21 protein-coding genes and 2 pseudogenes are annotated in these 24,812 nt (G+C 71.5%); 6 read left to right on the forward strand and 17 right to left on the reverse strand.

Features of this window, described 5'->3' with window-relative positions:
* Positions 1 to 8: 8 nt before the first annotated feature.
* The 7 genes and pseudogenes from ACZ5DS_RS17875 to ACZ5DS_RS17905 all read right to left on the reverse strand — a co-directional run bounded on the left by ACZ5DS_RS17875 (position 9) and on the right by ACZ5DS_RS17905 (position 8,133).
* Entirely contained in the window at positions 9 to 1,091 is a 1,083-nt protein-coding gene (locus tag ACZ5DS_RS17875) for a S1 family peptidase (protein ID WP_468239155.1), read from the reverse strand.
* Positions 1,092 to 1,430: 339 nt separating this feature from the next.
* A complete protein-coding gene (locus tag ACZ5DS_RS17880; protein ID WP_468239159.1) occupies positions 1,431 to 2,330 on the reverse strand; it encodes a S1 family peptidase in 900 nt (299 codons plus the stop codon).
* Positions 2,331 to 2,545: 215 nt separating this feature from the next.
* A pseudogene (locus ACZ5DS_RS17885) lies at positions 2,546 to 3,096 on the reverse strand (DUF1684 domain-containing protein); the annotation flags it as partial.
* A gap of 30 nt (positions 3,097 to 3,126) precedes the next feature.
* A complete protein-coding gene (locus ACZ5DS_RS17890) occupies positions 3,127 to 4,422 on the reverse strand; it encodes an NtaA/DmoA family FMN-dependent monooxygenase (RefSeq protein ID WP_468239162.1) in 1,296 nt (431 codons plus the stop codon).
* Complete coding sequence (locus ACZ5DS_RS17895; RefSeq protein WP_468239307.1) at positions 4,419 to 5,474, reverse strand: LLM class flavin-dependent oxidoreductase; 1,056 nt, start codon at positions 5,472 to 5,474, stop codon at positions 4,419 to 4,421. The genes ACZ5DS_RS17890 and ACZ5DS_RS17895 overlap by 4 nt, the downstream gene beginning before the upstream one ends.
* 20 nt (positions 5,475 to 5,494) lie before the next feature.
* Positions 5,495 to 7,279, reverse strand: a complete 1,785-nt coding sequence (locus ACZ5DS_RS17900; RefSeq protein WP_468239166.1) for an FAD/NAD(P)-binding protein — start codon at positions 7,277 to 7,279, stop codon at positions 5,495 to 5,497.
* Positions 7,276 to 8,133 carry an amino acid ABC transporter permease gene (locus tag ACZ5DS_RS17905; RefSeq protein ID WP_468239169.1) on the reverse strand — a complete coding sequence of 286 codons (858 nt, stop codon included), beginning with the start codon at positions 8,131 to 8,133 and terminating at the stop codon, positions 7,276 to 7,278. The genes ACZ5DS_RS17900 and ACZ5DS_RS17905 overlap by 4 nt, the downstream gene beginning before the upstream one ends.
* Positions 8,134 to 8,546: 413 nt before the next feature.
* On the opposite strand from ACZ5DS_RS17905, the gene ACZ5DS_RS17910 reads away from it, so the two are divergent.
* Both ACZ5DS_RS17910 and ACZ5DS_RS17915 read left to right on the forward strand, forming a co-directional pair.
* Positions 8,547 to 9,449, forward strand: coding sequence for an ABC transporter substrate-binding protein (locus tag ACZ5DS_RS17910; RefSeq protein ID WP_468239171.1), 903 nt, complete (start codon positions 8,547 to 8,549; stop codon positions 9,447 to 9,449).
* A gap of 294 nt (positions 9,450 to 9,743) precedes the next feature.
* Positions 9,744 to 10,178: a cell division protein SepF gene (locus ACZ5DS_RS17915; protein ID WP_468239174.1), complete on the forward strand. Its 435-nt coding sequence runs from the start codon at positions 9,744 to 9,746 to the stop codon at positions 10,176 to 10,178.
* A 38-nt stretch (positions 10,179 to 10,216) separates the two neighbouring features.
* Here the strand turns inward: ACZ5DS_RS17915 and ACZ5DS_RS17920 are convergent, their stop codons facing one another.
* Together ACZ5DS_RS17920 and ACZ5DS_RS17925 are read right to left on the reverse strand one after the other, a co-directional pair.
* On the reverse strand, positions 10,217 to 11,407 hold the full coding sequence (locus ACZ5DS_RS17920; protein ID WP_468239177.1) for an acyl-CoA dehydrogenase family protein: 1,191 nt from the start codon (positions 11,405 to 11,407) through the stop codon (positions 10,217 to 10,219).
* A 113-nt stretch (positions 11,408 to 11,520) separates the two neighbouring features.
* The gene (locus ACZ5DS_RS17925) at positions 11,521 to 13,131 is read right to left on the reverse strand and encodes an MFS transporter (RefSeq protein ID WP_468239180.1); all 1,611 of its coding nucleotides are present in this window, start codon (positions 13,129 to 13,131) and stop codon (positions 11,521 to 11,523) included.
* A 260-nt stretch (positions 13,132 to 13,391) separates the two neighbouring features.
* On the opposite strand from ACZ5DS_RS17925, the gene ACZ5DS_RS17930 reads away from it, so the two are divergent.
* Positions 13,392 to 14,636, forward strand: coding sequence for a mannosyltransferase family protein (locus ACZ5DS_RS17930; RefSeq protein WP_468239183.1), 1,245 nt, complete (start codon positions 13,392 to 13,394; stop codon positions 14,634 to 14,636).
* A 239-nt stretch (positions 14,637 to 14,875) separates the two neighbouring features.
* Entirely contained in the window at positions 14,876 to 15,922 is a 1,047-nt protein-coding gene (locus tag ACZ5DS_RS17935) for a phosphatase PAP2 family protein (protein WP_468239186.1), read from the forward strand.
* A 105-nt stretch (positions 15,923 to 16,027) separates the two neighbouring features.
* On the opposite strand, the gene ACZ5DS_RS17940 is transcribed toward ACZ5DS_RS17935, so the two are convergent.
* From ACZ5DS_RS17940 to ACZ5DS_RS17950, 3 genes and pseudogenes are all read right to left on the reverse strand, one after another.
* Positions 16,028 to 16,243 carry an I78 family peptidase inhibitor gene (locus tag ACZ5DS_RS17940; protein WP_468239189.1) on the reverse strand — a complete coding sequence of 72 codons (216 nt, stop codon included), beginning with the start codon at positions 16,241 to 16,243 and terminating at the stop codon, positions 16,028 to 16,030.
* A 339-nt stretch (positions 16,244 to 16,582) separates the two neighbouring features.
* Positions 16,583 to 17,542: pseudogene (locus ACZ5DS_RS17945) on the reverse strand (helix-turn-helix transcriptional regulator); the annotation flags it as partial.
* A gap of 80 nt (positions 17,543 to 17,622) precedes the next feature.
* The gene (locus tag ACZ5DS_RS17950) at positions 17,623 to 18,312 is read right to left on the reverse strand and encodes a transglycosylase family protein (RefSeq protein WP_468239191.1); all 690 of its coding nucleotides are present in this window, start codon (positions 18,310 to 18,312) and stop codon (positions 17,623 to 17,625) included.
* A gap of 541 nt (positions 18,313 to 18,853) precedes the next feature.
* On the opposite strand from ACZ5DS_RS17950, the gene ACZ5DS_RS17955 reads away from it, so the two are divergent.
* Both ACZ5DS_RS17955 and ACZ5DS_RS17960 read left to right on the forward strand, forming a co-directional pair.
* Complete coding sequence (locus ACZ5DS_RS17955) at positions 18,854 to 19,636, forward strand: hypothetical protein (RefSeq protein ID WP_468239194.1); 783 nt, start codon at positions 18,854 to 18,856, stop codon at positions 19,634 to 19,636.
* Between the two features lie 56 nt (positions 19,637 to 19,692).
* Positions 19,693 to 20,082 (forward strand): hypothetical protein, encoded by a 390-nt coding sequence (locus ACZ5DS_RS17960; RefSeq protein ID WP_468239197.1) that lies wholly within the window; start codon positions 19,693 to 19,695, stop codon positions 20,080 to 20,082.
* A gap of 54 nt (positions 20,083 to 20,136) precedes the next feature.
* Here ACZ5DS_RS17960 and der read toward each other — a convergent pair whose 3' ends face one another.
* The 5 genes from der to aroH form a co-directional block, all read right to left on the reverse strand.
* Positions 20,137 to 21,618, reverse strand: coding sequence for a ribosome biogenesis GTPase Der (der, locus tag ACZ5DS_RS17965; RefSeq protein WP_468239200.1), 1,482 nt, complete (start codon positions 21,616 to 21,618; stop codon positions 20,137 to 20,139).
* Between the two features lie 304 nt (positions 21,619 to 21,922).
* The gene (locus ACZ5DS_RS17970; protein ID WP_468239310.1) at positions 21,923 to 22,510 is read right to left on the reverse strand and encodes a lysophospholipid acyltransferase family protein; all 588 of its coding nucleotides are present in this window, start codon (positions 22,508 to 22,510) and stop codon (positions 21,923 to 21,925) included.
* Positions 22,511 to 22,563: 53 nt separating this feature from the next.
* Positions 22,564 to 23,256 carry a (d)CMP kinase gene (cmk, locus tag ACZ5DS_RS17975; RefSeq protein WP_468239202.1) on the reverse strand — a complete coding sequence of 231 codons (693 nt, stop codon included), beginning with the start codon at positions 23,254 to 23,256 and terminating at the stop codon, positions 22,564 to 22,566.
* Between the two features lie 105 nt (positions 23,257 to 23,361).
* Complete coding sequence (locus ACZ5DS_RS17980) at positions 23,362 to 24,447, reverse strand: prephenate dehydrogenase (protein WP_468239204.1); 1,086 nt, start codon at positions 24,445 to 24,447, stop codon at positions 23,362 to 23,364.
* Positions 24,444 to 24,806, reverse strand: coding sequence for a chorismate mutase (gene aroH / locus ACZ5DS_RS17985; protein ID WP_468239207.1), 363 nt, complete (start codon positions 24,804 to 24,806; stop codon positions 24,444 to 24,446). The genes ACZ5DS_RS17980 and aroH overlap by 4 nt, the downstream gene beginning before the upstream one ends.
* Positions 24,807 to 24,812 lie beyond the last annotated feature (6 nt).

The raw sequence follows: 24,812 nt of genomic DNA on the forward strand, positions 1-24,812 counted from the left end.
ACTACAGGTCAGCCGATCTGCGTGCCCGTGGCCGACAGCGCCTCGGTGACCGGCTGGAAGAAGGTCTCCCCACCGGAGGTGCAGTCACCACTGCCACCCGAGGTCAGCCCGACAGCGTTGCTCCCCGAGAAGAGCGAGCCACCGCTGTCACCGGGCTCGGCACACACATCGGTCTGGATCAGACCGCTGACGGTGCCCTCCGAGTAGTTGACGGTGGCGTTCAGCCCGGTGACCGTACCGTCGTGCACGTGGGTGGTGGAGCCACTGCGGGTGACCTTCATCCCCACGGTGGCCTCGGCCGCGCCCGTGATCTGCTGGGCGGACCCGTCGTAGAGGTCGACCTCGCTCGGGTGGTCGGTGCTGGAGGTGTACTTGACCAGCCCGAAGTCATCACCCGGGAAGCTGGACTGCTCGTTCTGGCCGATGACGTTGCCGGAAGAGTCCGACCAGGTGGAGATGGCCTCGGTGCAGTGCCCCGCGGTCAGGAAGTACGGCTGCCCGTCCTTGACCACGTTGAAGCCCAGCGAGCAGCGCCCGCCGGACCCGGTGATCGCGTCGCCGCCGGCGATGAAGGGCTTGAACTCCCCCTTCGACCGCTTCAGTTCGGCCTTGGCCCCGAGCCCGTCGACGACCTTGCTGAGCTTGGCCCACTCCGTCCCGGACACGGTCTTGTCGGCGGTGACGACGACCTTGTTGGTGACCGGGTCGGTCGCCCACGAGGTTCCGGGGATGGTCGCGTCCTTCTTCAACGTCGCCCGCGCACCATCGAGTTCGGCGAGCGAGTGGGAGACGATCCTGGCCTTGGCCCCGGCCGCCTGGACGGCCTTGGCGGCGGTGGCGTCGAGCACGTTGACGACGAGGCTCTTCGCCCGGGCGTCGTAGTACGTGCCCGCCGCGTCGGACCCGAGGTCCTTCACGAGCGCAGCGGCGAGCTTTCCGGCCGCCGGGACCGACAGAACCTGCGGTTCCGAAGCGGACTTCCCGGGCTCGCTGGCGTTCGCAGTCTGGAAGGTGACACCCGCTGCGACCAGTGCGGCGATTCCCGCGCCGGCCATGGCGGCCCGCCGTCTGGGTATGCGTCGGTGCTTCAACTCACGTCCTCCTGTGGGGGATCGGTCCGGAAGGTTGTGGGGACCTCGAGGACCGGAAGGCTGGTTGACGGGCGCCCACTCTTCCGAACAGCACAGGGAGCACACAAGGTCGACTTCAGGACGCGCACACGAAGTGGCCGCACGCCCCCGTCGACTTGACGGACGACGGTCACCTCAGGGAATTCGCACTGCAAACACCACGTGCGAGTAGCTCATCGGCGGACAGTGACGGTTACCCCTGGCCGGAATGCACCCCTCCGCCACGACACGAACGAGCCCCCGCACGCAACCCGCGCGCGGGGGCTCGTCAAGCCGAACCAGCCGAACTCGGCCGCAGCCTCAGGGAAGGGTCACACCGTAGTAGCTCAGCGCCTCGGTGACCGGCTGGAAGAAGGTCGTACCGCCGGAGGAGCAGTCACCGCTGCCGCCGGAGGTCAGCCCGTAGGCCACGGTGCCCGCGTAGAGCGGACCGCCGCTGTCGCCGCCCTCGGCGCAGACCGTGGTCTGGATCAGGCCGCGGACGATGTCACCGCTGCCGTAGTTGACGGTCGCGTTCAGCGCGGTGACCCGGCCGCTGTGCGTGCCGGTGGTCGAGCCGCGCCGGTAGACGGTCGTGCCCACGGACGGGGTGGCCGCGCTGCTGATGGTCTGGCTGCCGACCGCGCTCGGGTGGGAGATCGAGGAGTTGGTGTAGCGCACCAGCGCGAAGTCGTTGCCGGGGAAGCTGTAGTCGACGTTCGTACCCAGCGTCGTGGTGTGGTTGGAGTTGCTGTACCAGGTCGAGGCGACCTCGCCGCAGTGACCGGCGGTCAGGAAGTAGTACGTGCTGCCGCTGTGCACGTTGAAACCGAGCGAGCAGCGGTAGGAGCCGCCGTAGATGGCGTCGCCGCCGCTGATCAGCTTGTTGAACTTGCCGGGGGTGTGCTTGATGGTCAGCGCGCCCGCGTTGCTGCCGGCCTGCTGCCTGATCTTGGCGATCTCGGCCCGGGAGACCGTGCTGTCGACGGTGACGACGACACGGTTGGTCTTGCTGTCCACCGCCCAGGCCGTACCGGCGATGTCGGCCTTGAGGACGGAGTCGCTCGCCTTGGTGAGCTGACTGACGCTGAACGTGTCGGAGTCGCTGGCGTTCGCGGTGGGGGCGGCGAACGCAGCCGCGGCCAGGAAGCCCGTGGCCACGGCGATCAGCCGGGTCCGTCTCGCGGTGCCACTGCGGGGGGTGGTGCGCTTGATCCTCACTTTTCGTTCCCTCCCAGGGGAAGTCGGGGGCCCGCGTGGGGTCGGGGCCCGTGAGGCGCAGCCAGGGGCCGGTCCTGGTTTCCGAACACGCATGCCCCTGACAAGCGCTGGGGGGAGTATTCGGCCGAACGCCCGGTCCGGACAAGGGTGCCTTTCGGCCGTCAACATTTGAACCACCCGAACGGACCAGCCACCTGGGGCCACTTGAGCGTCAGGTCGACCGTGGTGCGGCCCTCCGCGTCCGGTGCCTGCGGGAAGAGGAACCGGAAGCCGGCGTCACCGCTGGTGGCATCGGCGAACACCGCCCACAGCCGGCCGTCGCCCTGCTGCCCGACCTGGAGCGTCAGCGCGTGGCCGGCCAGGTGGAAGGCGAGTTCACCGACGAGGTCGAGCCCCCGCTTCCGACCGTCCGCGTTGCCGACCCGCACGGTGCGCGTGTCGTCGTACGGTGTGAAGCGCCCCGGCACGGACCAGCGCGGGTCGTACGACGTGGCCTCGATGCCCCGGAAGGCGCGGCGGGTTTCGGCGGCGGGGTCGTAGACCCGCACCCCCCCCCCCAGACGCCCTCGCGGACCAGCACGGCCAGCCGCTTCTCGCCCAGCGCGACCCGTGCCCCGGCCACCGGTCCGGTGTCCGCGGCGAGGCGGACCTCCCCGGAGAAGGGCCGGCCCTCCACGGTCAGGCCGTCGCCCTCGGCGGCGGTGAGCACCACCCCCTCACCATCCGTCCCCCACGTCCCGGGAATGTCCGGAAGTAGACCCTCCGGACCGCTTCCACGCGTCTGAGGCGTCCGTCGTCATACGGTCCATTCCTCTCCTGCCGGGTCGGGCAGCCCGAGGTGTGAGCGCAGCGTTGTGCCCTGGTATTCCGTGCGGAACGCGCCGCGCTCCTGGAGCAGCGGCACCACGCGGTCCACGAACTCGTCGAGACCGCCGGGGGTGCGGTGCGGGAGGAGAACGAAGCCGTCGGCGGCGTCCTCCTCCACGTGCGCCGCGAGTTCGGCGGCGACCGCGTCCGGGGTACCGACGAAGGACGGGCGGCCGCCCGCCTCGATCACGGTCTCCCGGATCGACAGCCCCTTCTCCTTCGCCAGTGCCCGCCACTGCTCGGCGAGCGTGAGCCGAGTCCGGTCCGCGGTGGTCCCCGCCCCTGGCACCGGATCGGCTGCCGGGAGCGGGCCGTCCGGGTCGTGGCCGGAGAGGTCCAGGCCCCAGATCTGCTCCAGGCGGTGCAGTGCGCCCTGCGGGGTGATCTGCTGCCGTCTGATCTCCGCGGCCCGCTCCTGGGCCTCGGCGGCGGTGTCCCCGAGCACGACCGTGACACCGGGCATGATCTTCAGGTCCTCCGGTGCCCGGCCGTACGCGGCGAGCCGGCGTCGGACGTCGGCCCGGAAGGCGCGGCCCGCCGCGGGCGGGCGGTGCCGGGCGAGGAGTACGTCGGCCGAGGCCGCCGCGGACTCCCGGTCCTGCTCCGCGTCACCCGCCCGGATCGCCACGGGGTGGCCCTGCGGTGAGCGGGGCAGTCCGAACTCGCCCGCGATGTCGAAGTGCCGGCCCTGGTGTGCGAACGGCCGGGGCACCCCGTCGGCCGTCCAGGAGTTCCACAACCGCCTCGCTGCGACGGCGAATTCGGCGGCCCGTTCCTCTCGCTCCGCAGGGGCGATACGGCGACGGTGGCGAACGTTGGCGCCGGTGAGGGCGTCCGAGGAGGGCTCCACGTGCCAGGCGGCCCGGCCCCCGCTGAGATGGTCCAGGGTCGCGAGCCTGCGGGCGAGGTCGTACGGCTCGGTGAAGGCCGTGTGCACGGTGGCGGCGAGCCCCAGCCGTTCGGTGACGCCGGCGAGTGCGCTCAGTACGGTGACCGGCTCCGGCCGGCCCGTGGCGTGGAGGTCGTGGATCCGCCCCCGGTGCTCGGGCAGCCGCAGTTGCTCCGAGAGGAGCAGGAAGTCGAACAGCCCGCGCTCGGCGGTGCGCGCCGGCTGCTCGAAGGAGCCGAACGCGAGCGGCGAGCCGAAGCGCGGATCCGTCCATACGGCGTTCTCGTCGTCCGCCGGGAGACGGGCCGCCAGATGGACCTGCCGTCGTACGGTCATGACGTTCCCCCGGTCACGGTGTACTGGTTGGCGGGCCGGGCCAGGCCGAGGTGCTCGCGCAGGGTGCTGCCCGGGTAGAAGGTGCGGAACCGGCCGCGGTGCTGGAGCAGCGCCACCGTGCCGTTGACCAGCCGCTCCAAGTCACGGCGCGGCTCGACGGGGATGAGGTGGAAGCCGTCGGTGACGTCCTGCGCGTGCCAGGCGGCGATCAGCTCCGCGAGGTCGACGGGCCCGCCCCGGTACAACGGACCCTGCGCGGTCGGCCGGGGCCCTCCCCCGCCGTGCCCGGGCTCGGCCGCGTACTCGCCGTCGCCGAGGTCGACGAGCAGGCTCACCAGGACCCGCAGACTGTCCGCGCTCCTCCCGAACTCCACTGCCTGGTCCCGTAGTTGACGGCGTACGGCGGCGGCCTGCGCGGGGTCGGCGGCGCGGATCAGGGCCACGTCGGCGTGCCGGGCCGCGGTGGGCCTGGCCGGTTCCTCGGTGACGTCGACCACGCGGACGGGGTGGCCCTGCGGGGGCCGGGGCAGGGTCGAGGGGCCCCGGACGGAGAAGGCACTGCCGGTGAAGTCGACGTGGTGCAGCCGGTCCCGGTCGAGGAAGCGGCCGGTCGCGATGTCCCGGATCTCCGCGCCGTCCTCCCAGCTGTCCCACAACTTCGCGGCCACGTCGGCGACTTCGCCCGCCTCCTGCCACAGCACCTCGGCGGGGGCCGCGTGTCTGCGGCCGAAGAGGCGGGCCTCGCCCTCGGTGGCGGACACGTCGACCCGCCAGCCGGCCCGTCCGCTGCTGGCCCAGTCGAGGGTGGCGACGGCGGCCTGGACGCGGAAGGGCTCGGTGTGCGTGGTGGTGACGGTGGGGACCAGCCCGATCCGCCGGGTGGCGGGCGCCACGCGTGACAGCACGGCGAGGGCGTCGGGCCCGGGGCGCGCGAAGGAGTCGCCCAGCGTCACGAAGTCGAGCCCACCGCGCTCGGCGAGCTGCGCCAGCTCGACGTACGGGGCGGCGTCACAACACTCCGGCTGATCGACGGCAACGCCGAGATGCACCATCCCACGCCCGTACCGCACACTCACGACGGCACCTCCTGCTTCCGCACACCTGGATCCCGCCGGCCGCCTTCACCTGACAGGAACCGGAGCACGGCGCGGGCCGTCGCGTCGTTCTGCCGGAACGCGGGCCCGCCGGTGCGCGGCCGGGTGAAGGCGCCGGGGGTGCGGCCGTCGGTGAACGGGCCGAGCGCGAAGCGCCGGGGATGCGGTCGGCCGGCCCCGTCGAGGATCCGGCCGTCGGCGGGGTCGACGCGCAGCAGCCCGTCGGGGGTCTCGGCGGCCCCGTCGGCGTGCAGCTCGCGCAGCAGGGTGTCGCGGGCCCGTCCCACGGTCGGCTCGGGCAGCCGGGCCTCGACCAGCGCCCGTGCTGTCACGGAGAACCCGGGCACGGTGGGGCCGGCCGCCCGGAACGCGCCGTCCTCGGCAGTGACGGTCATGTCGGCGCCGACGAACCGTACGATGCCGGCCCGGGACAGGGCGAGCAGCTGCCGCAGCCGGGGCCCGGGCGGCCCGGACGCCAGGTAGCTGAAGAAGCCGTGCCACCAGGGGCCGATGTTCCCGAGCCGCACCAGCTGCCCGTAGACGGACAGCAGCCCGAGGAAGACGCCCAGGTCGGCGCTGTGTTGCGGGTCGTGACGACGGCTCAGGTCCGCCTCGACATAGCCGCGCAGTCCCTCCTGGAACGCCTCGTGCGAGGCGTAGCGCACCCCGTCGAGGGGGTGGTCGAGCGCGGCGAGGTCGAGGCGGTCGGCCGGGTCCGGTACGGCGGCGACGACGAGCGCCCCGGTCTCGGCGGGGTCGGCGGCGGCCGCGTACTTCTCCTCGAAGTCGGCCCAGGTCATCGCCGTACGCTCGACGTGGGCGGTGAAGAGCCGGTGGTAGTGGGCGAAGCCCAGCTCCTTCTCCACCAGCGGCCACACATCCCGCCGGAAGTCGAAGCCTCCCGGCCTGGCCAGCAGCGCCTCGACCTCGGCGGGACCGAAGAAGCGGGGCAGCGGCGGCCGTTCACCGCTCCAGTCGTAGCCGATCTTCGAGTGGTACGGCACTCCGCGCCGCGAGCCGACGTACAGCACCGGCTCGCGCCCCGAGGGAACGTAGGTGTCGCCCTCGTAGCGCCCGCCCCGCCCCTCCGTCAGCAGCACCAGCAGGTCGACGAAGGCCAGCCCGAAGCCGCGGACGAGGACGGGTTCGCCGGCCTTCAGCGGGGACAGGTCACTGTCGGCGGTGAAGTCGGGCGGCAGGTGGACCAGGCCGTGCGCCTGCGCGTAGGCAGCCAACTCGGCCTGATCGGGGTCGAGTTCGGAGTCGAGATGGCCGAGGGCGAGGACGGCCAGGTCGGCGGGCAGGGGGCGCGGGCGGCCCTCCAGCCACACCTGCTGGCGCCCCTCGCGCGAGCCGCCGATCCGCAGGGCGCGCCGGGGATGGTGGTGGACGGTGACGCCCGGGGGCAGTTCGGCGACGGCCCGCTCGTACACCCAGCGCAGATAGCGGCCCTGGAGCTGCCGGTCGGCGAAGGTGCGGCCGTCCAGCCCTGCCCACTCGTGCAGGGTGGGGCCCTCGCGCACCGGGCCGGCCATCAGCACCGTCTCGTCGGTGAACATGGTGACGTCCTCGGCGTGCGAGTTCATCCACAGCAGCGGCGACTGCGCCTGGCGCCAGATGCGTCCGCCGCCCGGCGGATGGGGGTCGACCAGATGGATGTCGAGGCCGGAACCGGCGTACAGCTCGGGCGCGTTGGCGGCGATGCGTTCGAGGAGTCCGGTCCCCCGCGGCCCGGCTCCCACGATCACCAGCTGCGGCCTCATCGGGCGGACTCCGTGCCGCGCGCGTAGTGCTTCTCGACGTAGTACTGGCCGACGCCGAGCACCGAGGTGACGAGGGTGTACCAGAGGGTGGCGACCATCAGCAGCGGGATGACCTGGTAGGTGCGGTGGTAGATCAACTGGGTCGAGAACAGCAGGTCGTCGACGGCGATGACGCTGACGATCGAGGTGCCCTTGAGGGTGCCGATCAGCATGTTCCCGGCGGGCGGCACGATGGAGCGCATCGCCTGCGGCAGCACGATCCGCCGCCGGCGCTGCCAGTGGCTCAGGCCGAGGGCCTGGGCGGCCTCGATCTGCCCGCGGTCCACGGAGAGGATGCCGCCCCGGACGACCTCGGCGGCGTAGGCGGCCTCGTGCAGGGTGAGCCCGACGATCGCGACGGCGACCGGGCTCAGCAGGTTCACGGTCTTCACCCCGAAGACCTGCGGGTACAGCGCCCCGATGTTGAACCACAGCAGCAGCTGCACCAGGATCGGGATCGACCGGAACAGCCAGACGTACCCCCAACCGACCGCCCGCAGCACCGGGTTGGCGGAGAGCCGGAAGGCGGCGAGCAGGGTGCCGAGGGCGAACCCGAGAACCATCACCACCGCGGTCAGCCACAGGGTGAGCCACAGTCCGCGCACCACGGAGTCCGAGGTGAAGTAGTCGGCTACGACGTTCCACTGGAACGCCTCGTTGCGCAGGACCGAGGTGACGGCGAGGCCGAGAAGTACGAGAACGACGACGGCGGCGGTCCACTGGCCGAAATGGCGCTGCGGGACGATCGTCGGGGTGTCCGCGCGCTCGGGCACCTCGGGTGCGGCGGGGACTTTGGCGAGGGTGTCGGATGACATGCGAAGGCTCCGTGACACGGTAGGTCGAACACGGTGGGTGCCTTCACACGGGGGCGCCATGTGGCGCGGATACGGCCGAGCCCCTCAGCAGGGCCGTCCGTCGAGAGTACGTGCGAGTTTCGGTGCGCTGTCAAGGTCGTCCACACTATGAGCCGTACGTCTCACGTCAGTTGACGCAGAACCGGATGCCTGTTCCACTTGGCCCATGCATCCACAGCAGTGGCTGGTCACCCGCTCCCACATCGACTTCGGTCGCGTGTGGTCCTCGTCCTGTTGAGCTGACCCCCTGCGCGCCTGCCCTCCTGGGTGGGCGTCTTGTGCGTTCTCCCTTCCTCCTTCTTCATTCGCCTTCACACGCGCACCCCTCCCCTCGCACTCCTTCACACCCCTCTGCTCCAGGAGACCGCTGCCCGATGCGTACGCCTGCTCATCGCCATTTCCTGCCCTTTGCCGCCATTACGTCGGCTGCTCTGCTGCTCACCGCCTGCGGGTCCGGGTCCGGTGGCTCGGAGGGGACGGACGTCGTCTCCGCCGAGAAGAAGAACGACGCGGCCGTGAAGCTGCTGCCGGCGGGCGTCACCGACCTCACCGTCGCGTTCAGCGTCGGCGGCACCCCGCCCGGCACCACCTATCTGTCCGACGGCAGGACCCTGACCGGCCAGGACGTCGACTTCACCAAGGCGGTCGCCAAGGTGCTCGGTCTCCGGCTCAAGGTGGAGCAGGCGAGCTTCGAGGCGATCCTGCCGGCCCTGGACAGCGGCAAGTACGACGTCGGTGCGAGCAACTTCGGGGTCACCGACGAGCGCCGCAAGACCGTCGACTTCGTCACGTACATCAACGACGGCCAGGGCTTCGCCACCCGCAAGGACAGCAAGCTGACCAGGATCACCGACCTCACCCAGCTGTGCGGCCTCGACGTCGCGACCGGCGCCGGTACGACCTTCGAGGCCACGCTGGAGGAGAACAAGCACGTGTGCACCGACGCGGGCAAGAAGGCGTATCGGGTGCAGACATACGCCGAGCAGAGCGCGATCTGGTCCTCGGTGCAGCAGGGCCGCAGCGATGTCGTGATGTCCACGATCAACGGCCTGCGCTACGCGGTCGCCCACCAGCAGGGTGTGAAATTCCTCAACGAGTTCCACCGCCTGGACGTCGGCTTCGCCTTCAAGAAGGGCACGAAGCTCGCCCCGGCCTTCCAGGCGGCGGTGAACTCGCTGATCGCCGACGGCACGTACGACAAGATCCTCAAGAAGTGGGGGACGACGGGCTCGGCGATCGACAAGTCCCGGATCTCCCCACCCGAACTGAAGAACTGAAGGAAGGGGGCCACGTCTGAGTCTCCGTCAGAACCGAGAACCAGCAGCCCGTCGTGGCGTGTTCACCCATACGCACGGCACATCACCCATCCGCCGACGACAATCATATTTCACTCTCAGTCAGCAGCCGTAAGAGTCAGGACCCTTGGGACACAAGGACTCTCGACGGATCGCCTGTGCACCAGTACCGTCACAAACCCCCCGCGCGGCGTCTATCCACTTGGCGCGCCGTCCGCATCATGGATGACCATAGGGATGCGGAAGCAAGAAGGACCGCTGTGAGAGGAGGCGTCCATGGGATCGGTACGCAAGGCGAGTGCGTGGCTCGGCCTCGTCGACGACAACGATGACGAGCGCTACTACGACGACGACTACACCGAGGGCACCGAGTCCGGGGACGCATGGGTCACGGACCCCCGGGTGAAGGTGGCCACGGACACGGCCGAGGAGAAGGGCCGCCGGATCGGCACGGTCACGCCGGACAGCTTCCGGGACGCCCGAGCCATCGGCGAGCTGTTCCGGGACGGCGTCCCGGTCATCGTGAACCTCACCGCGATGGAGCCCGCCGACGCCAAGCGCGTCGTCGACTTCGCAGCCGGGCTGACCTTCGGCCTGCGGGGCACGATCGAGCGGGTCGCGAACCGGGTCTTCCTGCTGACGCCCTCGAACACGGAGATCATCAGCGGCGAGCCCGCGCGCCGCGACGACGGCTTCTTCAACCAGAGCTGAGGCAGGGCCGCTCACCGGCCCCGCCTCGGCCCCAGGGGTCAGCGGAAGGCGTCGAGCCCGGTGAGCGCCTTGCCCAGCACGAGCTGGTGCATCTCGACGGTGCCCTCGTAGGTGAGCACCGACTCGAGGTTGGTCGCGTGCCGCATCACGGGGTACTCCAGGGAGATCCCGTTGGCGCCGAGGATCGTCCGCGCCGTGCGGCAGATCTCGATGGCCTCCCGGACGTTGTTGAGCTTGCCGAAGCTGACCTGCTCGGGCCGCAGGCGGCCGGCGTCCATCCGCCGCCCCAGATGATGGGCGAGCAGGATCCCCTTGTGCAGTTCGACCGCCATGTTGGCGAGTTTGGCCTGGGTGAGCTGGAAGCCGCCGATGGGCCGCCCGAACTGCTCCCGCGTCTTCGCGTACTCCAGGGCCGCCTCGAAGCTGCTGCGCGCCGCGCCCATCGCGCCCCAGACGATGCCGTAGCGGGCGTGCGAGAGACAGGCGAGCGGGCCGCGCAGTCCGGTGACCTCGGGGAGGACGGCGGTGGCGGGCAGCCGTACGTCGTCGAGGACGAGTTCGCTGGTCACCGAGGCGCGCAGGGACCACTTGTGCTTGATCTCCGGGGCCGAGAAGCCGGGGCTGTCGGTGGGGACGGCGAAGCCGCGGATGCCCTCCTCGGTCTGGGCCCAGACGACGGCCACCCCGGCGACCGACCCGTTGGTGATCCACATCTTGCGGCCGTTCAGCACCCAGTCGTCGCCGTCGCGCTTGGCGTGGGTGCGCATGGAGGCCGGGTCGGAGCCGTGGTCGGGCTCGGTGAGGCCGAAGCAGCCGATCACCTCGCCGGCGGCCATGCGGGGCAGCCACTCCTGCTTCTGCTCCTCGCTGCCGAACCGGTGGATCGCGTACATGGCCAGCGAGCCCTGCACGGAGACCAGGGAACGGATGCCCGAGTCGGCGGCTTCCAACTCCAGGCAGGCCAGGCCGTACTGCACGGCGCTCGCGCCCGCGCAGCCGTACCCGGTGAGGGACATGCCCAGGGCGCCGATGCCGCCGAGTTCGCGCGCGAGGTCCCTGATGCCGGGCAGCTCGCCGCGCTCGTACCAGTCGGCGACGTAGGGCAGCACGCGGTCGGCCGCCCAGCTGCGGACGGTGTCCCGAACGGCCAGGTCCTCCGGCTCCAGGAGGTCGTCGATCCCGAGCGGGTCGGCGGCATCGAACGGGGGCAACTTCGCGGACGCGGACATGGAACACCCTCCGGGACACTGAGGCACGCTGAGGCACAGTGAAAACTAGCAACGCTAGTTACGACTCTGGGCCCGACGTTACGGTGCAGTGTCCCGTACGTCCAGAGCAGGGGTCAGGCCGACACCCTCGGCAGCTCCGCCTCCCGCGGGGACGGCAGCTCCACCTCGGGGCCCTCGATCTCTCCGCAGTGCATGACCCGGGGCAGCCGCAGCGCCATCACCGCGCCCAGCAGCAGCAGACCAGCGCTCACCAGCAGCGTCACATGCAGACCGTGCACGAAGGAGTCCCGCGCCGCTCGGCGCAGCGCCGCCCCGGCGGAACCGCCGAGGCGTCCGGCCACCTCGTAGGCCTCGCCGAGCGAGTGGCCCGCGGCGTCCGAAGCGTGCGGCGGGACGCCCGGCACCGACGCGAGACCGGGCGCATAGGCCGCGTTCATCACGCTGCCGAGCAGCGCGATGCCGATCCCGGCGCCGAGCTGGTACGACGTCTCGCCGATCGCCGCGGCGCCGCCGGCCTGCTCGGCCGGGGCCTCGCTCAGCATCGACTCGTACGCCCCGAAGAGCGTGGTCTCCAGGCCGAAGCCGAGCAGGACGAAGCCGCACAGCAGCAGGCCCGCGTTGTCCCTGCCGCCCATCGCCGTCAGCGTCAGGACCGCCGCCGCAGTGAGGCAGAAGCCGAAGCACACCATCCGGCGCGGTCCGAAGCGGCGCAGCATCCCTGCGCCCGCGAGGCCCGCCGCCATCGCCGCGATGGTCAGCGGCAGCAGCCTCAGGCCCGTCTCCAGCGGCGAGAGGCCGAGCACCAGTTGCAGGTACTGGGCCGCGATCAGCTCCAGGCCCACCAGCGCGAGCATCGCCAGCACGATGCAGCCCACCGACGTGCTGAACGCCGGCCGCCGGAACATCCGCAGGTCCACCAGCGGATGCGGGCGCCGGCCCTGTCGTCGTACGAAGAAGAAGAGGAGTGCCGCGCCCGCCAGCAGCGGCACCAGGGTGAACGGGCTCGCCACCGGCTCGCCGCCGCCGAGCCGCTTCACGCCCAGCACGACACCGAACAGGCCGGCCGCGGCCAGCAGCGCGCCGACCACGTCCCACGGGCCGTCGCGGTCGCCCCGCGACTCGGGCAGCAGCATCCGGCCGACCGGCAGGCTGACGAGCATCAGCGGGATGTTGACGAGGAAGACGGCACCCCACCAGAAGTGCTCCAGCAGGAAGCCGCCGAGCAGCGGTCCGACCGCGGCGCCGACGGCCGCGACCGCGCTCCAGATGCCGATCGCCAGCGCACGTTCGCGCCGGTCCGGGAAGACCTGGCGGAGGATCGACAGGGTCGCGGGCATGATCATCGCGCCGCCGACGCCGAGCAGCGCCCGGGCGAGGATCAGCGTTTCCGCGGTCTGCGCGAGGGCGGCCACGGCGGAGGCGACGCCGAACAGGGCGTAGCCGAGGAGCAGGATGCGCCTGCGGCCGACCCGGTCGCCCAGCGTGCCGAACAGGATCAGCAGGGAGGCGCACACCAGCGGGTAGACGTCGACGATCCACAGCAGTGCTATCGCGCCGGGCTTGAGGTCCTCGGTGACGGCGGGGACCGCCACGTGGAGCACGGTCGCGTCGAGGGCGACCAGCAGCAGGCTGACGCAGAGGACGACGAGGACGACCCAGCGGTTTGCGCCGGCTCCGGTCGCCCGACGGCGCAGCCGTACGGCAGCCGAGGTCGTCCCGGACATGTACGTACCTCCCAGATGATCCCTCGCGTGCGGCGGGTCGGCGGGGTGGGGACTTCCCGTCGTACGGCCGGAGAGGAGCGGTGTCTCCGGCCCGCGCCATCCCACGCGGGTGACTCGTCAGCGTACGCGAGTTCGCTGCGGGCAAGGGTGGCGGACCTCTCACACGCAGCACCGAACCCGTGTGGCGTACGCCACCTTGCCCGCTCTTGACCACGCCCCGGCGGCCGGTCCGGTTCCCCGTCCGGTCGATAATCGAGTCCGTGACCGATCTTGAAGCGCGCGTGGCCCCCGCCCGCGCCCGGCTCCTGCGCCGGGCGGCCCCGGCCCTGCTCGGGTACGCCGCCGTGCGTGCCCTGGGCCTGGTCGCGCTGGTCGTGTGGAGCGCGGCGCGCGGCAAGAGCGCGTACACCCTGCTGACCGCGCGCTGGGACTCGCTCTGGTACACGCGGGTCGCCGAGCTGGGCTACGGCTACCAGGTGCGGCTGCCGAACGGCGACGTCCACTCGAATCTGGCGTTCTTTCCGCTGCTGCCCTGGCTGGAGCGGCTGCTGCATGCGGTCACGCCGCTGTCGTACGCCGACGCCGGCTTCGTCGTCAGCCTGCTCGCCTCACTCGCGGCGGCCTGCGGGATCTTCGCGGTGGCGGTGCGGGTGTACGGGCCGCGCGTCGGGGTCTGCGCGGTGCTGCTGTGGGCGGTGCTGCCGGTCGGGATCGTGCAGTCGATGGCGTACAGCGAGTCCCTGTTCACGGCGCTGGCCGCGTGGTCGCTGTATGCGGTGCTGACCGGCCGGTGGGTGAGCGCGGGCGCACTGGCGGCGCTGGCCGGGCTGACCCGGCCGGTGGGGCTCGCGGTGGTCGCGGCGGTGTGGGTGGCGGGCGTGGTCTCGTTCGTGCGGGACCGAAGCACGCGGCGCACGCGCGAGGCGCACGATTGCCGACTCACCCCCTCCTCTCCTACTGGCGCGCCCGGCATGACACGCGCTGCCTCTCCCACCACCGGCGCACCCGTCTGGTCGCGCGCCCTCGGCATGGCCCTCGCGCCCCTGGGGGCCGCCGGTTATGTCCTCTGGGTCGGTCACCGCACCGGCAAGGGCCCGCTCGGGTATCTCGATGTGCAGGCGGGCTGGCGCAACGGATTCGACGGCGGGTACGCCTTCGCACGCTTCGTAATCGACAAGTTCACGTCAATTCCGTCGGCTCTCGCCGGCGCCGGCCTGATCGTCGGGGTCGCGTTGCTGATCTGGCTCTACGTGACCGGCGTACGCCAGCGCCAGCCCGTTCCGCTGCTGGTCTACACCGGTGTCGTCCTGGCCCTCGCCCTGTGCGCGTCGAGTTACTTCGGCTCGAAACCGCGGCTGCTGATGCCGGCCTTCCCGGTGCTGTTCCCACTCGCCCGCGCCCTTGCCGGGCTGCGGACGTCGAGGTCTGCGCTGGTCACGGCGGGTGTGGCGGTGGCGACGGCGGTCTACGGCGCCTTCTGGCTGAACGGATCCGGCCCTCCATGATCAACTTCTGGCACCGGATGAGCACCCTCTGAATTCCATCCCATGATTCGGTGAACGAATTCATAAGCGCCCCAAAACCGGCCACCCGGCATGATCAAAGGAATTGCAGGAAGCAGGCTCACAGGATTGCGGAATCCCAGGAATTCGGGCCGCTCCTGAGAGGTTTCCCACATCACATCGTCATCACAAAGCCGCTGTTTCGACCGGGAACAGAGCTCACTCGCTGTAACGTCGATTGGGTGCGTACCGAACGAAACCTCACCCGGAGTCTGGACCGGGTGTTCGCCAGGCTGGACCGTGAGCCGGAACGACCGGCTCACATCGATGTGCCGCGGATGAGCCGGCACCGGGTCGTGCTGTTCACCGCGACCCTCGCCTTTTACCTGGCGATCGTCTGGGCCGTGGTGATCACCTCCTGGCTGGTCCGGCTCGACTGGCAGGTCATGTTCTTCCGGCCGTACCAGCAGTGGCCGCAGATCCACGCCTTCCTCGACTACTACGTGGTGCTCGGCCAGCGCGGCCCCACCGCCGTGATGGTCGCGGCCTGGCTCGGCTGGCGCTCCTGGCGGCAGCACACGCTCCGCCCGCTGCTGACCCTGGCCGCCTCGCTGCTCCTGCTGAACATCACGGTCGGCGCCGCCAAGCTCGGCATGGGGCGGCTCGGTCCGCACTACGCGACCGTGATCGGCTCGAACGAGATGGGTCTGGGCGGCGATATATTCCCCAGCGGCCACACCGCCAACGCGGTGGTGACCTGGGGGATCCTGGCCTATCTGGCCTCCACCCCGAGAGCGCGCCGCTGGCTGTCCGCGCTCTCCGCGATCACCTCGCTCGGCGTCGGCCTCACCACCGTCTACCTCGGTACGCACTGGCTGAGCGACGTGCTGCTGGGCTGGGCCGCGGGCCTGCTGATCATGCTCGCCCTGCCCTGGTTCGAGCCGCTGATCGCGAGGACCGAGACCGCGCTCTTCGACCTGCGCGACCGCTGGCGCGCCCGCCGCGGCCGTACGGTGCCCGCGCCCGCCGCCCCGGTCACGCCTGCTCCGGTGCTGCTCAAGCGGCGTCCGGCCACCGCCGAGTCCGTTCCGGCGCGCGAACCGGTGTCGCCGGTGCGCGGCTCCCGGGTCCCGATCCATCTGGCCCCGGGACCGCACACGGCCCGCTCGGAGCGCACCCCGGTCACCCCGGCGGGCAGCCGCCGCCCGCCGCACGCCGACCGGCTGCCGCACGCGGACCGGCTGCCGCGCGGCACCGCCCAGCAGGCGCGTCCCCTGACGGGCGGCTGACACTCCCACGGCGGCGGGGTCCGGTACGCACAGCCCACCCCGCCCGGGCCAAGGCCCCGCCTCCCCCTTCCGGGAGCGGGGCCTTCGTCGTCCACGCGAGGAGTCTCAGCCCTTCCAGGCGCGGGTCACCCGGCCGTCCCGCACCTCGAAGTTGAGCCGCCCCACCCGGTACTCCATGGTGATGATCGTGCCCGGCGGCAGCGACCGTACCGTCGACCAGCCGCGCTCCCGAGCGAGCCGCTCGGCGCGCGGGGCGTCGAGGCCGACGTACCCGTCGGGACTGTCCTGGGGCTCCGCTGGCGGAGTGGGAATCGGTGCCATGCGGCCACGCTAGGCCGCATCGGACGGCGACGGAAGCGGGACCCCGTGGCCCACGCCACGCGTTCCTCTCCGGTCACACTTCTGTCACAGGTTCCCGACAGTCGTTTCCGCCGAACTCCATCACACGTACGGGCGTTTCCGTACCCCTTACCGGTGTAATCGAACAGAATTCCCGCGTGTCGGATCACCCCTCGGAATTACCCGGCGGAATACACCGCAGTACGGATCGGGACGGGCCCGGCACGTGATTCCCCGCGGAATCCCGCGCCATGCCGGGCGAGCTGACGCCGCATAGGAAATTCACGGATTCGGCACACGACCGCCGTACGTGCCCAGGCCCCGCACCAGGGCGGCGTCGAGCCGGTCCCGCACCGTCCTGATGGTCTCGATCAGCTCGGCGGGCTCCAGCACCTCGAAGGGAACCCCCATCATCATGATGTGAACGACCATCACCTCGAGGTTCGCCGCGCCGCTGCGCAGGATGCAGGCGTCCTCGCCGTCCGCCTCCAGCGTCCCCGCGGACGGTGAGATCAGCTCGGCGGCCTCGGGCAGCGGCACCAGCAGCCGGACGGCGGACTGCGTGGCGTACGTGCTCCTGGAGACGCCCTTCGACACATAGGCGGCGAGATCCTCGGCGGGCGGCTCGCGCGGGGGGAACCGCGGGCCGTGCGGCGGCTTGGGTGTGATGCGGTCGACGCGGAAGGTCCGCCAGTCCTCCCGGTCCACGTCCCAGGCGACCAGGTACCAGCGCCGCTCGGTGCACACCAGCCGGTACGGCTCGACGGTACGGCGGCTGGCGGCGCCCTCGTGGCTGCGGTACTCGAAGCGCAGCCGCTCGGCATCCCGGCACAGGTGGGCGAGTTCGGTGAGCACGGCCGGGTCGACGGCGGAGGGCTGCGGGCCCCGCAGCATCGGCACGGTGAAGGCGTTGAGGGCGCCCACCCGGCGGCGCAGCCGGTCCGGCAGCACCTGTTCCAGCTTGGCGAGGGCGCGTACGGAGGTCTCGCCGATGCCCTCGATGCCCTGTCCCGCTGCAGTACGCAGCCCCACGGCGACGGCGACGGCCTCGTCGTCGTCCAGCAGCAGCGGGGGCAGTTCGGCGCCCGCGCCCAGCTGGTAGCCGCCCCCGGTTCCGGGGCTCGCGTTGACCGGGTAGCCCAGCTCGCGCAGCCGGTCCACGTCCCGCCGGATCGTGCGCGGGGTGACGCCCAACCGCTCCGCGAGTTCGGCGCCGGACCACTCGCGGTGGGCCTGGAGCAGCGAGAGCAGGCGCAGCAGTCGTGCCGAGGTCTCCAACATGGGGCGAGTCTGCCAGGGGATGCGGACAGCCGCTGTCCTCTGTCAGGGAGAGGACAGCGGCTGTTGTGCGCTCAGAGCACTCAGAGCGCCAGGCGCTGGCCGGGCACGATCAGGTTGGGATCGTCGCCGATGGCCTTCTTGTTGGCGGCGTAGATCCGCTGCCAGCTGGTCCCGTGCCGGGCGGCGATGGCGCTCAGGGTGTCGCCCTCGCGGACGGTGTAGTCGCCGCGGGAGGCGCTGCGGTCGGTGTGACCTGCCGGGCGCCCCGGCGCCTTTGCGGGAGCGGGCTTCGCCGGCGCGGACTTCGTCGTCACGCTGCTCTTCGAAGCGGTCCTGCCCGAGGACGCGGCCGTCCCCGAGGAGGCGGTCGCCGGTGCCGCGCCAAAGGCTCCGGCCCGGGCCGAGCAGACCGGCCAGGCACCCCAGCCCTGGGCGTGCTGGACCTTGGTGGCGACGGCGATCTGCGCGCTCCTGGAGGCCTGGTCGGCCGTCGGGGCGTAGGCGGTGCCGCCGTACGCGCGCCAGGTGCCGGCGGAGAACTGGAGCCCGCCGTAGTAGCCGTTGCCGGTGTTGATGTGCCAGTTGCCACCGCTCTCGCACTGGGCGATGCGGTCCCACACGCCGTTGTCCGCCGCGGCGGCGTTGCCGGTCGCGGCCAGCAGGCCCAGCGGGGCCAGCAGCGCCGCCCCGGCGAGGGCGGCCGTCGTACGGCCCTTGCGGGCGCTGTCGTGACGAGCGGTGGTGCGGCTGGTATCGGCACACTCGGACATGTAATTCCCTCTCCACGAACCCGGGCTCCCCCAGGCGGAGCGCGCCTCCCCGCGTAGGACCGCGGTTCCTCGCACCCGCCCCGTCCGCCGCGGCCGGTGCCTGATCGTGCTCTGCCTGGTGCCGGCCGGCGGACGTACCCGAGCGGTGCTAGTTGCACACGGCGGAGGAATGTAGGGAGAACGGGCAGCCGATATCAACCAACTCCTTGTCATTCCAGGCCAGTTGGCCGTTACCCTGGGTATCGGCGATTTTCAGCCAGCCCTTTCATGCGCTGATTTCCTGATTTTTCGACCACCGACCGACGCGATCTGTGACCCACTTCACCCGTTCAAGTTCCTTGACTACGCGGGAAGTTGACGGTGAGTGGCGCATTCCGTACCGAAGGTGACCCTGTGCGGTGGATGGTTCGATTCCGTTCCCCTCGGGGCGTGACCACCACCACAGGACGCCCGTTGTCTTCTTCATGAGCCCGGAACCCCGGGGCTCAGGGGCCGGGACCCACCCGGCCGACCCAGCACACCGCATCCCGAGGGAGCCACCGTGCCGCGCATGCTCGACGTCAGTGACGCCGTACGCGCCGAGATCGGCGACGAAGAAGCCGACCGGCTGCTCGCCGGAGAGAACGCCCCGGGCAGTTACGACTGCACGTCCTGCCGCACCCCGGGCGACTCCGAGCAGGAGCGCACCAGCACCGTTCTGTTCGTCGGCGACGAGACCGCCGTCCTCGCCTTCGCCCACGCCAGCTGCCTGCCCTCGCAGGTCGTCCAGGTCACCGAGGAGCAGCTGCAGGGCGCGGTCCGCTCCATCGGCCACGGCGCGGGCGGCGGCGAGCCGCACAAGGCCGCCACCGAGCAGGCGGTGCTCGGCGTGACCAGCGGACTCGTGCTGGTCGAGGGCGAGTTGCACCCCGCGCTCGTCGTCGAGCCGACCGCTCCGATCGTGCGCCCCGGCTCCACCGCGGTCGGCGACGACTTCCTCCCGCTGCTCATCGAGCAGGGCTTCATGCCGGTGACGGAACTGACGACCGTGCCGCCGGTGCTGCACGGCTGGTCGGTGCTGCTCGCCATGGGCCAGCTGCACGCGGTGCTCCAGCCGGGCACGGGCGGCGGGCAGCCGGTGGCCTGGTGGCAGGCGCACCAGCCGCTGCAGGTGACGGACAGCTGGCGGGCTGCCGCCAACAAGCACCAGCAGGTGCTGATGTTCGCGGCACCGGTGGGCTCGATCGGGCGGCAGCCCCGGGAGGATCTGCTGCGGGACGCGCTGGACAAGGCGGCGGCGCACGGGAAGCTGGTCGCTGCGGCACTGCCGCTCGCCGGGACCTGAGGGTCGCCCCGTATGTCCGACCGCATCCCTTTAAAGTTTCGGTCGTTTGGACATACGTGCACGCATACGACGCTCCTCACCGCCGGTCCGCCTATTCCTCCGTTCTGTCCACTCATATGGGGCATGACGGGGTCGGTGGGCTCTCGGCCACGCCGATCTACGACTCGCTCTACGCGGAGTGGGTCAAGAGCTTCCGTACGCTGCCGGGCGACCGCAGCGGCGAGGAGGGACTGGAGTTCAGCGCCTTCGGGAGCGCCCCGCACGGCACCGGCTCGTACCGGTCGAACTCCTACAGCGCCTACAGCGCGGGGGCGTACAGCGCCCGCCACGGCAGCGGTCAGCAGCAGGCCCAGTGGCAGCGGGTCGGCTCGCTCGGGCGGCATCCGGACACCGGGATGCACTACGTGCCGGCGGCGCTGCCGCCCGGTCCGCGCCGAGGGATGTGACACACGGCGAAGGGCGGCCCCTTGGACAGGGGCCGCCCTTCGCCGTGGAGCTCGCTACTTCTTCTTCGTGCCGCGCTTCTCGCGCACCCGCACGGAGATGTGGATCGGGGTGCCCTCGAAGCCGAACTCCTCGCGCAGGCGGCGCTCGATGAAGCGGCGGTAGCCCGCCTCGATGAAGCCGGAGGCGAAGAGGACGAACCGCGGGGGCTTGGTGCCCGCCTGGGTTCCGAACAGGATGCGCGGCTGCTTGCCGCCCCGGACCGGGTGCGGGTGGGCCGAGACCAGCTCACCGAGGAAGGCGTTCAGACGGCCGGTCGGCACGCGCGTCTCCCAGCCCGCCAGCGCCGTCTCGATCGCCGGGACCAGCTTCTCCATGTGCCGGCCGGTGCGGGCCGAGACGTTGACGCGCGGCGCCCAGGCGACCTGGCCCAGCTCGGTCTCGATCTCGCGCTCCAGGTAGTAGCGGCGCTCCTCGTCGAGGGTGTCCCACTTGTTGAAGGCGAGGACGACCGCGCGGCCCGCCTCCACGGCCATGGTGACGATGCGCTGGTCCTGAACCGAGATGTTCTCGGAGGCGTCGATCAGGATGACGGCCAGCTCGGCCTTCTCGACGGCGGCCGCGGTGCGCAGCGAGGCGTAGTAGTCGGCGCCCTGCTGGAGGTGGACGCGCTTGCGGATACCGGCGGTGTCGACGAACTTCCAGGTCACGCCGCCCAGTTCGATCAGCTCGTCGACCGGGTCGCGGGTGGTGCCCGCCAGTTCGTTGACGACGACGCGCTCCTCCCCGGCCACCTTGTTGAGCAGCGAGGACTTGCCGACGTTCGGGCGGCCGATCAGCGCGATGCGGCGCGGACCGCCGAGCGCGGTGCCGAAGGTCTGCGCGGGCGCCTCCGGCAGGGCCTCCAGGACTGCGTCCAGCATGTCGCCGGTGCCGCGGCCGTGCAGCGCGGAGACCGGGTGCGGCTCGCCAAGACCCAGGGACCACAGGTAGGCCGCGTCCGCCTCGCCACTCTGGCCGTCGACCTTGTTGGCGCACAGCACCACGGGCTTGCCGGCCTTGCGCAGCAGCCGGACGACCGCCTCGTCGGTGTCGGTGGCGCCGACCTTGGCGTCCACGACGAAGACGACCGCGTCGGCCGCCTCGATCGCGTACTCGGCCTGGGCGGCGACGGAGGCGTCGATGCCGAGGACGTCCTGCTCCCAGCCGCCGGTGTCGACGACCTTGAAGCGGCGCCCGGCCCACTCGGCCTCGTAGGTGACGCGGTCGCGGGTGACGCCGGGCTTGTCCTCGACGACCGCCTCGCGACGGCCGATGATCCGGTTCACCAGGGTCGACTTGCCGACATTGGGGCGGCCGACGACGGCGAGCACGGGCAGCGGGCCGTGGCCCGCCGCCTCGATGGCGCCCTCGACGTCCTCGATGTCGAAGCCCTCTTCGGCGGCGAGCTCCATGAACTCCGCGTACTCGGCGTCGCCGAGCGCCCCGTGCTCGTACTCGTGCTCGGCCGAGCCGTCGGGCTGGATGTCGTCGTTCATGAAGTCCGTACCTCGTTGTTCATTCGTGGTGGTCGGTGGATCGGCCCGGTTTCTTCCGGCTGATCCACTACTCAAGTGTCGCTTGGGCCTGTCCGGCGGATCAGGCCGGAGGAAATCAACGGTATCCGACCAGCGCCGCTGAGCGGGGCCTGGTGCGTCCAGCCGCAAGGCGGAGGAGGGCGGCGACGCGATGGGGGTCCCCCCGCGCGAGCGCAGCCGAGCGTGGGGGAGTCGGCAACCGACGACAACGCCGCGGATGGGCGTGCCAGGCCCCGCGTCTCCGGCATGATCCGCTGGGCAGGCCCTAACGCCCGGTCAGGTGCCTGGCGTTTTCCAGGTGGCTGGTGAGCTGCTTCTGGATGCGTTCGGTCGCCTCGTCGAGCGCCCTGCGCGTACGCCGCCCGCTGCCGTCGCCCGCCTCGAACGGGTCGCCGAAGACGACGTCGACGCGGGAGCGCAGCGGGGGCAGTGTCTTTATCAACCGCCCCGGCCTCTCGGAGCTTCCCAGGACCGCCACGGGCACGATCGGTGCCCCGCTGCGGACCGCGAAGTAGGCGAGCCCGGCCCGCAGGGAGGCGAAGTCGCCCTCGCCCCGGGTGCCCTCCGGGAAAATGCCCAGCACTCCCCCGTTGTCCAGGACGCCGAGGGCCTCGGTGATCGCCGTGCGGTCGGCGGACGTGCGGTCCACCTTCAGCTGGCCGATGCCGGTCAGGAACGTGCCCAGCGGGCCGACGAACGCCTCCTTCTTGATCAGGAAGTGCGTCGGCCGGGGCGAGACGCCCATGACCATCGGGCCGTCGATGTTGTGGGAGTGGTTCACGGCGAGGATCGCCGGGCCGGTCGCGGGCACCCTCCAGGCGCCGAGCACGCGCGGCTTCCACAGCCCGTGCATCAGGCCGACGCCGATGCGCCGCCCGACCTCGGCGCCCCGCTCGGACGGAAGGCTCACTTCCCGGCCCGCTTCTCCTCGACCAGGGTGACGACGCACTCGATGACCTGGGCGAGGGTGAGCTCGGTGGTGTCCACCTCGACGGCGTCGCCGGCCTTGGCGAGCGGCGAGGTCTTGCGGTTGGAGTCGGCTGCGTCCCGCTTGATCAGCGCCTCGCGGGTGGCGTGGATGTCCGCGCCCTTCAGCTCGCCGCTGCGGCGGGCCGCGCGGGCCTCCGGGGAGGCGGTGAGGAAGATCTTCAGGTCTGCTTCCGGCAGCACGGTCGTACCGATGTCCCGGCCCTCGACCACGATGCCCCGCTCGGCGCCGACGGCCAGCGAGCGCTGCAGCTCGGTGATCCGGGAGCGCACCTCGGGCACCGCGCTGACGGCGCTGACCTTGGAGGTGACCTCCTGGGTGCGGATCGGGCCGGCCACGTCGACGCCGTCGACCGTGATGGTCGGGGCGGCCGGGTCGGTGCCCGAGACGATCTCCGGCTTGCCGGCGACGGCCGCGATGGCGGTCGGGTCCTCCAGGTCGATGCCGTTGGACACCATCCACCAGGTGATCGCCCGGTACTGGGCGCCGGTGTCCAGGTAGCTCAGGCCGAGCTGCGCGGCCACGGCCTTCGACGTGCTCGACTTGCCCGTGCCGGAGGGGCCGTCGATCGCAACGATCACGGGCTTGGCGGTCGGGGCGCCGTTTTCCACGGGGGGACACCTTCCTGGTGCGGTGCGGTGAGCGGGGTGCGGGGAGCGAGAGCGCCCTGGACAAGGTTACTGGGTGCGGGTCACTCGTCCGGACGGTCCGGCTTCCTACTGCCGCAACGCCCAGCCTCGCTCACGCAGCGCCTCCTTCAACACCGGTGCCGCCTTCGGCTCCACCATGAGCTGCACCAGACCGGCCTGCTGCCCCGTCGCGTGCTCGATGCGTACGTCCTCGACGTTGACCCCGGCCCGTCCGGCGTCCGCGAAGATGCGGGCCAGCTGGCCGGGCTGGTCGTCGATGAGGACGACGACGGTGTCGTACACGCGCGGCGCGCTGCCGTGCTTGCCGGGCACCCGTACCTGCCCGGCATTCCCGCGCCGCAGCACGTCCTCGATGCCCTGGCTGCCCGCGCGCCGTTTGTCGTCGTCGGAGGACTGCAGGGCGCGCAGGGCGCGCACGGTCTCCTCCAGGTCGGCGGAGACGTCCGCGAGGAGGTCGGCGACCGGGCCGGGGTTGGCGGAGAGGATGTCGATCCACATCCGGGGGTCGGAGGCGGCGATCCGGGTCACGTCCCGGATGCCCTGCCCGCACAGCCGTACGGCGGCCTCCTCGGCGTGCTCCAGGCGCGCGGCGACCATGCTGGAGACCAGATGGGGCATGTGCGAGACGAGGGCGACGGCCCGGTCGTGGGCGTCGGCGTCCATGACGACCGGGACGGCCCGGCAGTGCGAGACCAGTTCCAGGGCGAGGTTCAGCACCTCGGTGTCGGTGTCCCGGGTCGGGGTGAGCACCCAGGGGCGGCCCTCGAAGAGGTCGGCGGTGGCGGCCAGCGGGCCGGACTTCTCCCGGCCGGACATGGGGTGGGTGCCGATGTAGGCGGACAGGTCCAGGCCGCGGGCCTCCAGCTCGCGGCGCGGGCCGCCCTTGACGCTGGCCACGTCGACGTAGCCGCGTGCCACGCCCCGGGCCATCGCGTCGCCCAGGACGGCGGCCACGTGGGCGGGCGGGGCGGCGACGATCGCGAGGTCCACGGGGCCTTCGGGGGCCGCGTCGGTGCCGGCGCCGAGCGCGGCCGCCGTACGGGCCTGCTCGGGGTCGTGGTCGTCGAGGTGGACGGTGACGCCCCGCTGGGTGAGCGCGAGCGCGGCGGAGGTGCCGATGAGTCCGGTGCCGATGACGAGTGCGGTCCTCACTGGGCGATGTCCTTGCGCAGGGCGGCGGCGGCGCCGAGGTAGACGTGGACGATGTCGGCGCGGGGCGTGTCCGACTCGACGTGCGCGAGCACCCGGACGACCCGGGGCATGGCGCCCTCGACGTCCAGCTCCTGGGCGCAGATCAGCGGGACGTCCACGATGCCGAGCTTGCGCGCGGCGGCCGCCGGGAAGTCGCTGTGCAGGTCGGGGGTGGCCGTGAACCAGATGCTGATCAGGTCGTCGGCGGTGAGTCCGTTCCGCTCCAGGACGGCGGTGAGCAGGGCGCCCACCTGCTCGTCCATGTGACCGGCCTCGTCCCGCTCCAGTTGGACGGCCCCCCGGACCGCTCGTACCGCCACGGCGCT

The organism is Streptomyces sp. NPDC031100 (assembly GCF_055570785.1).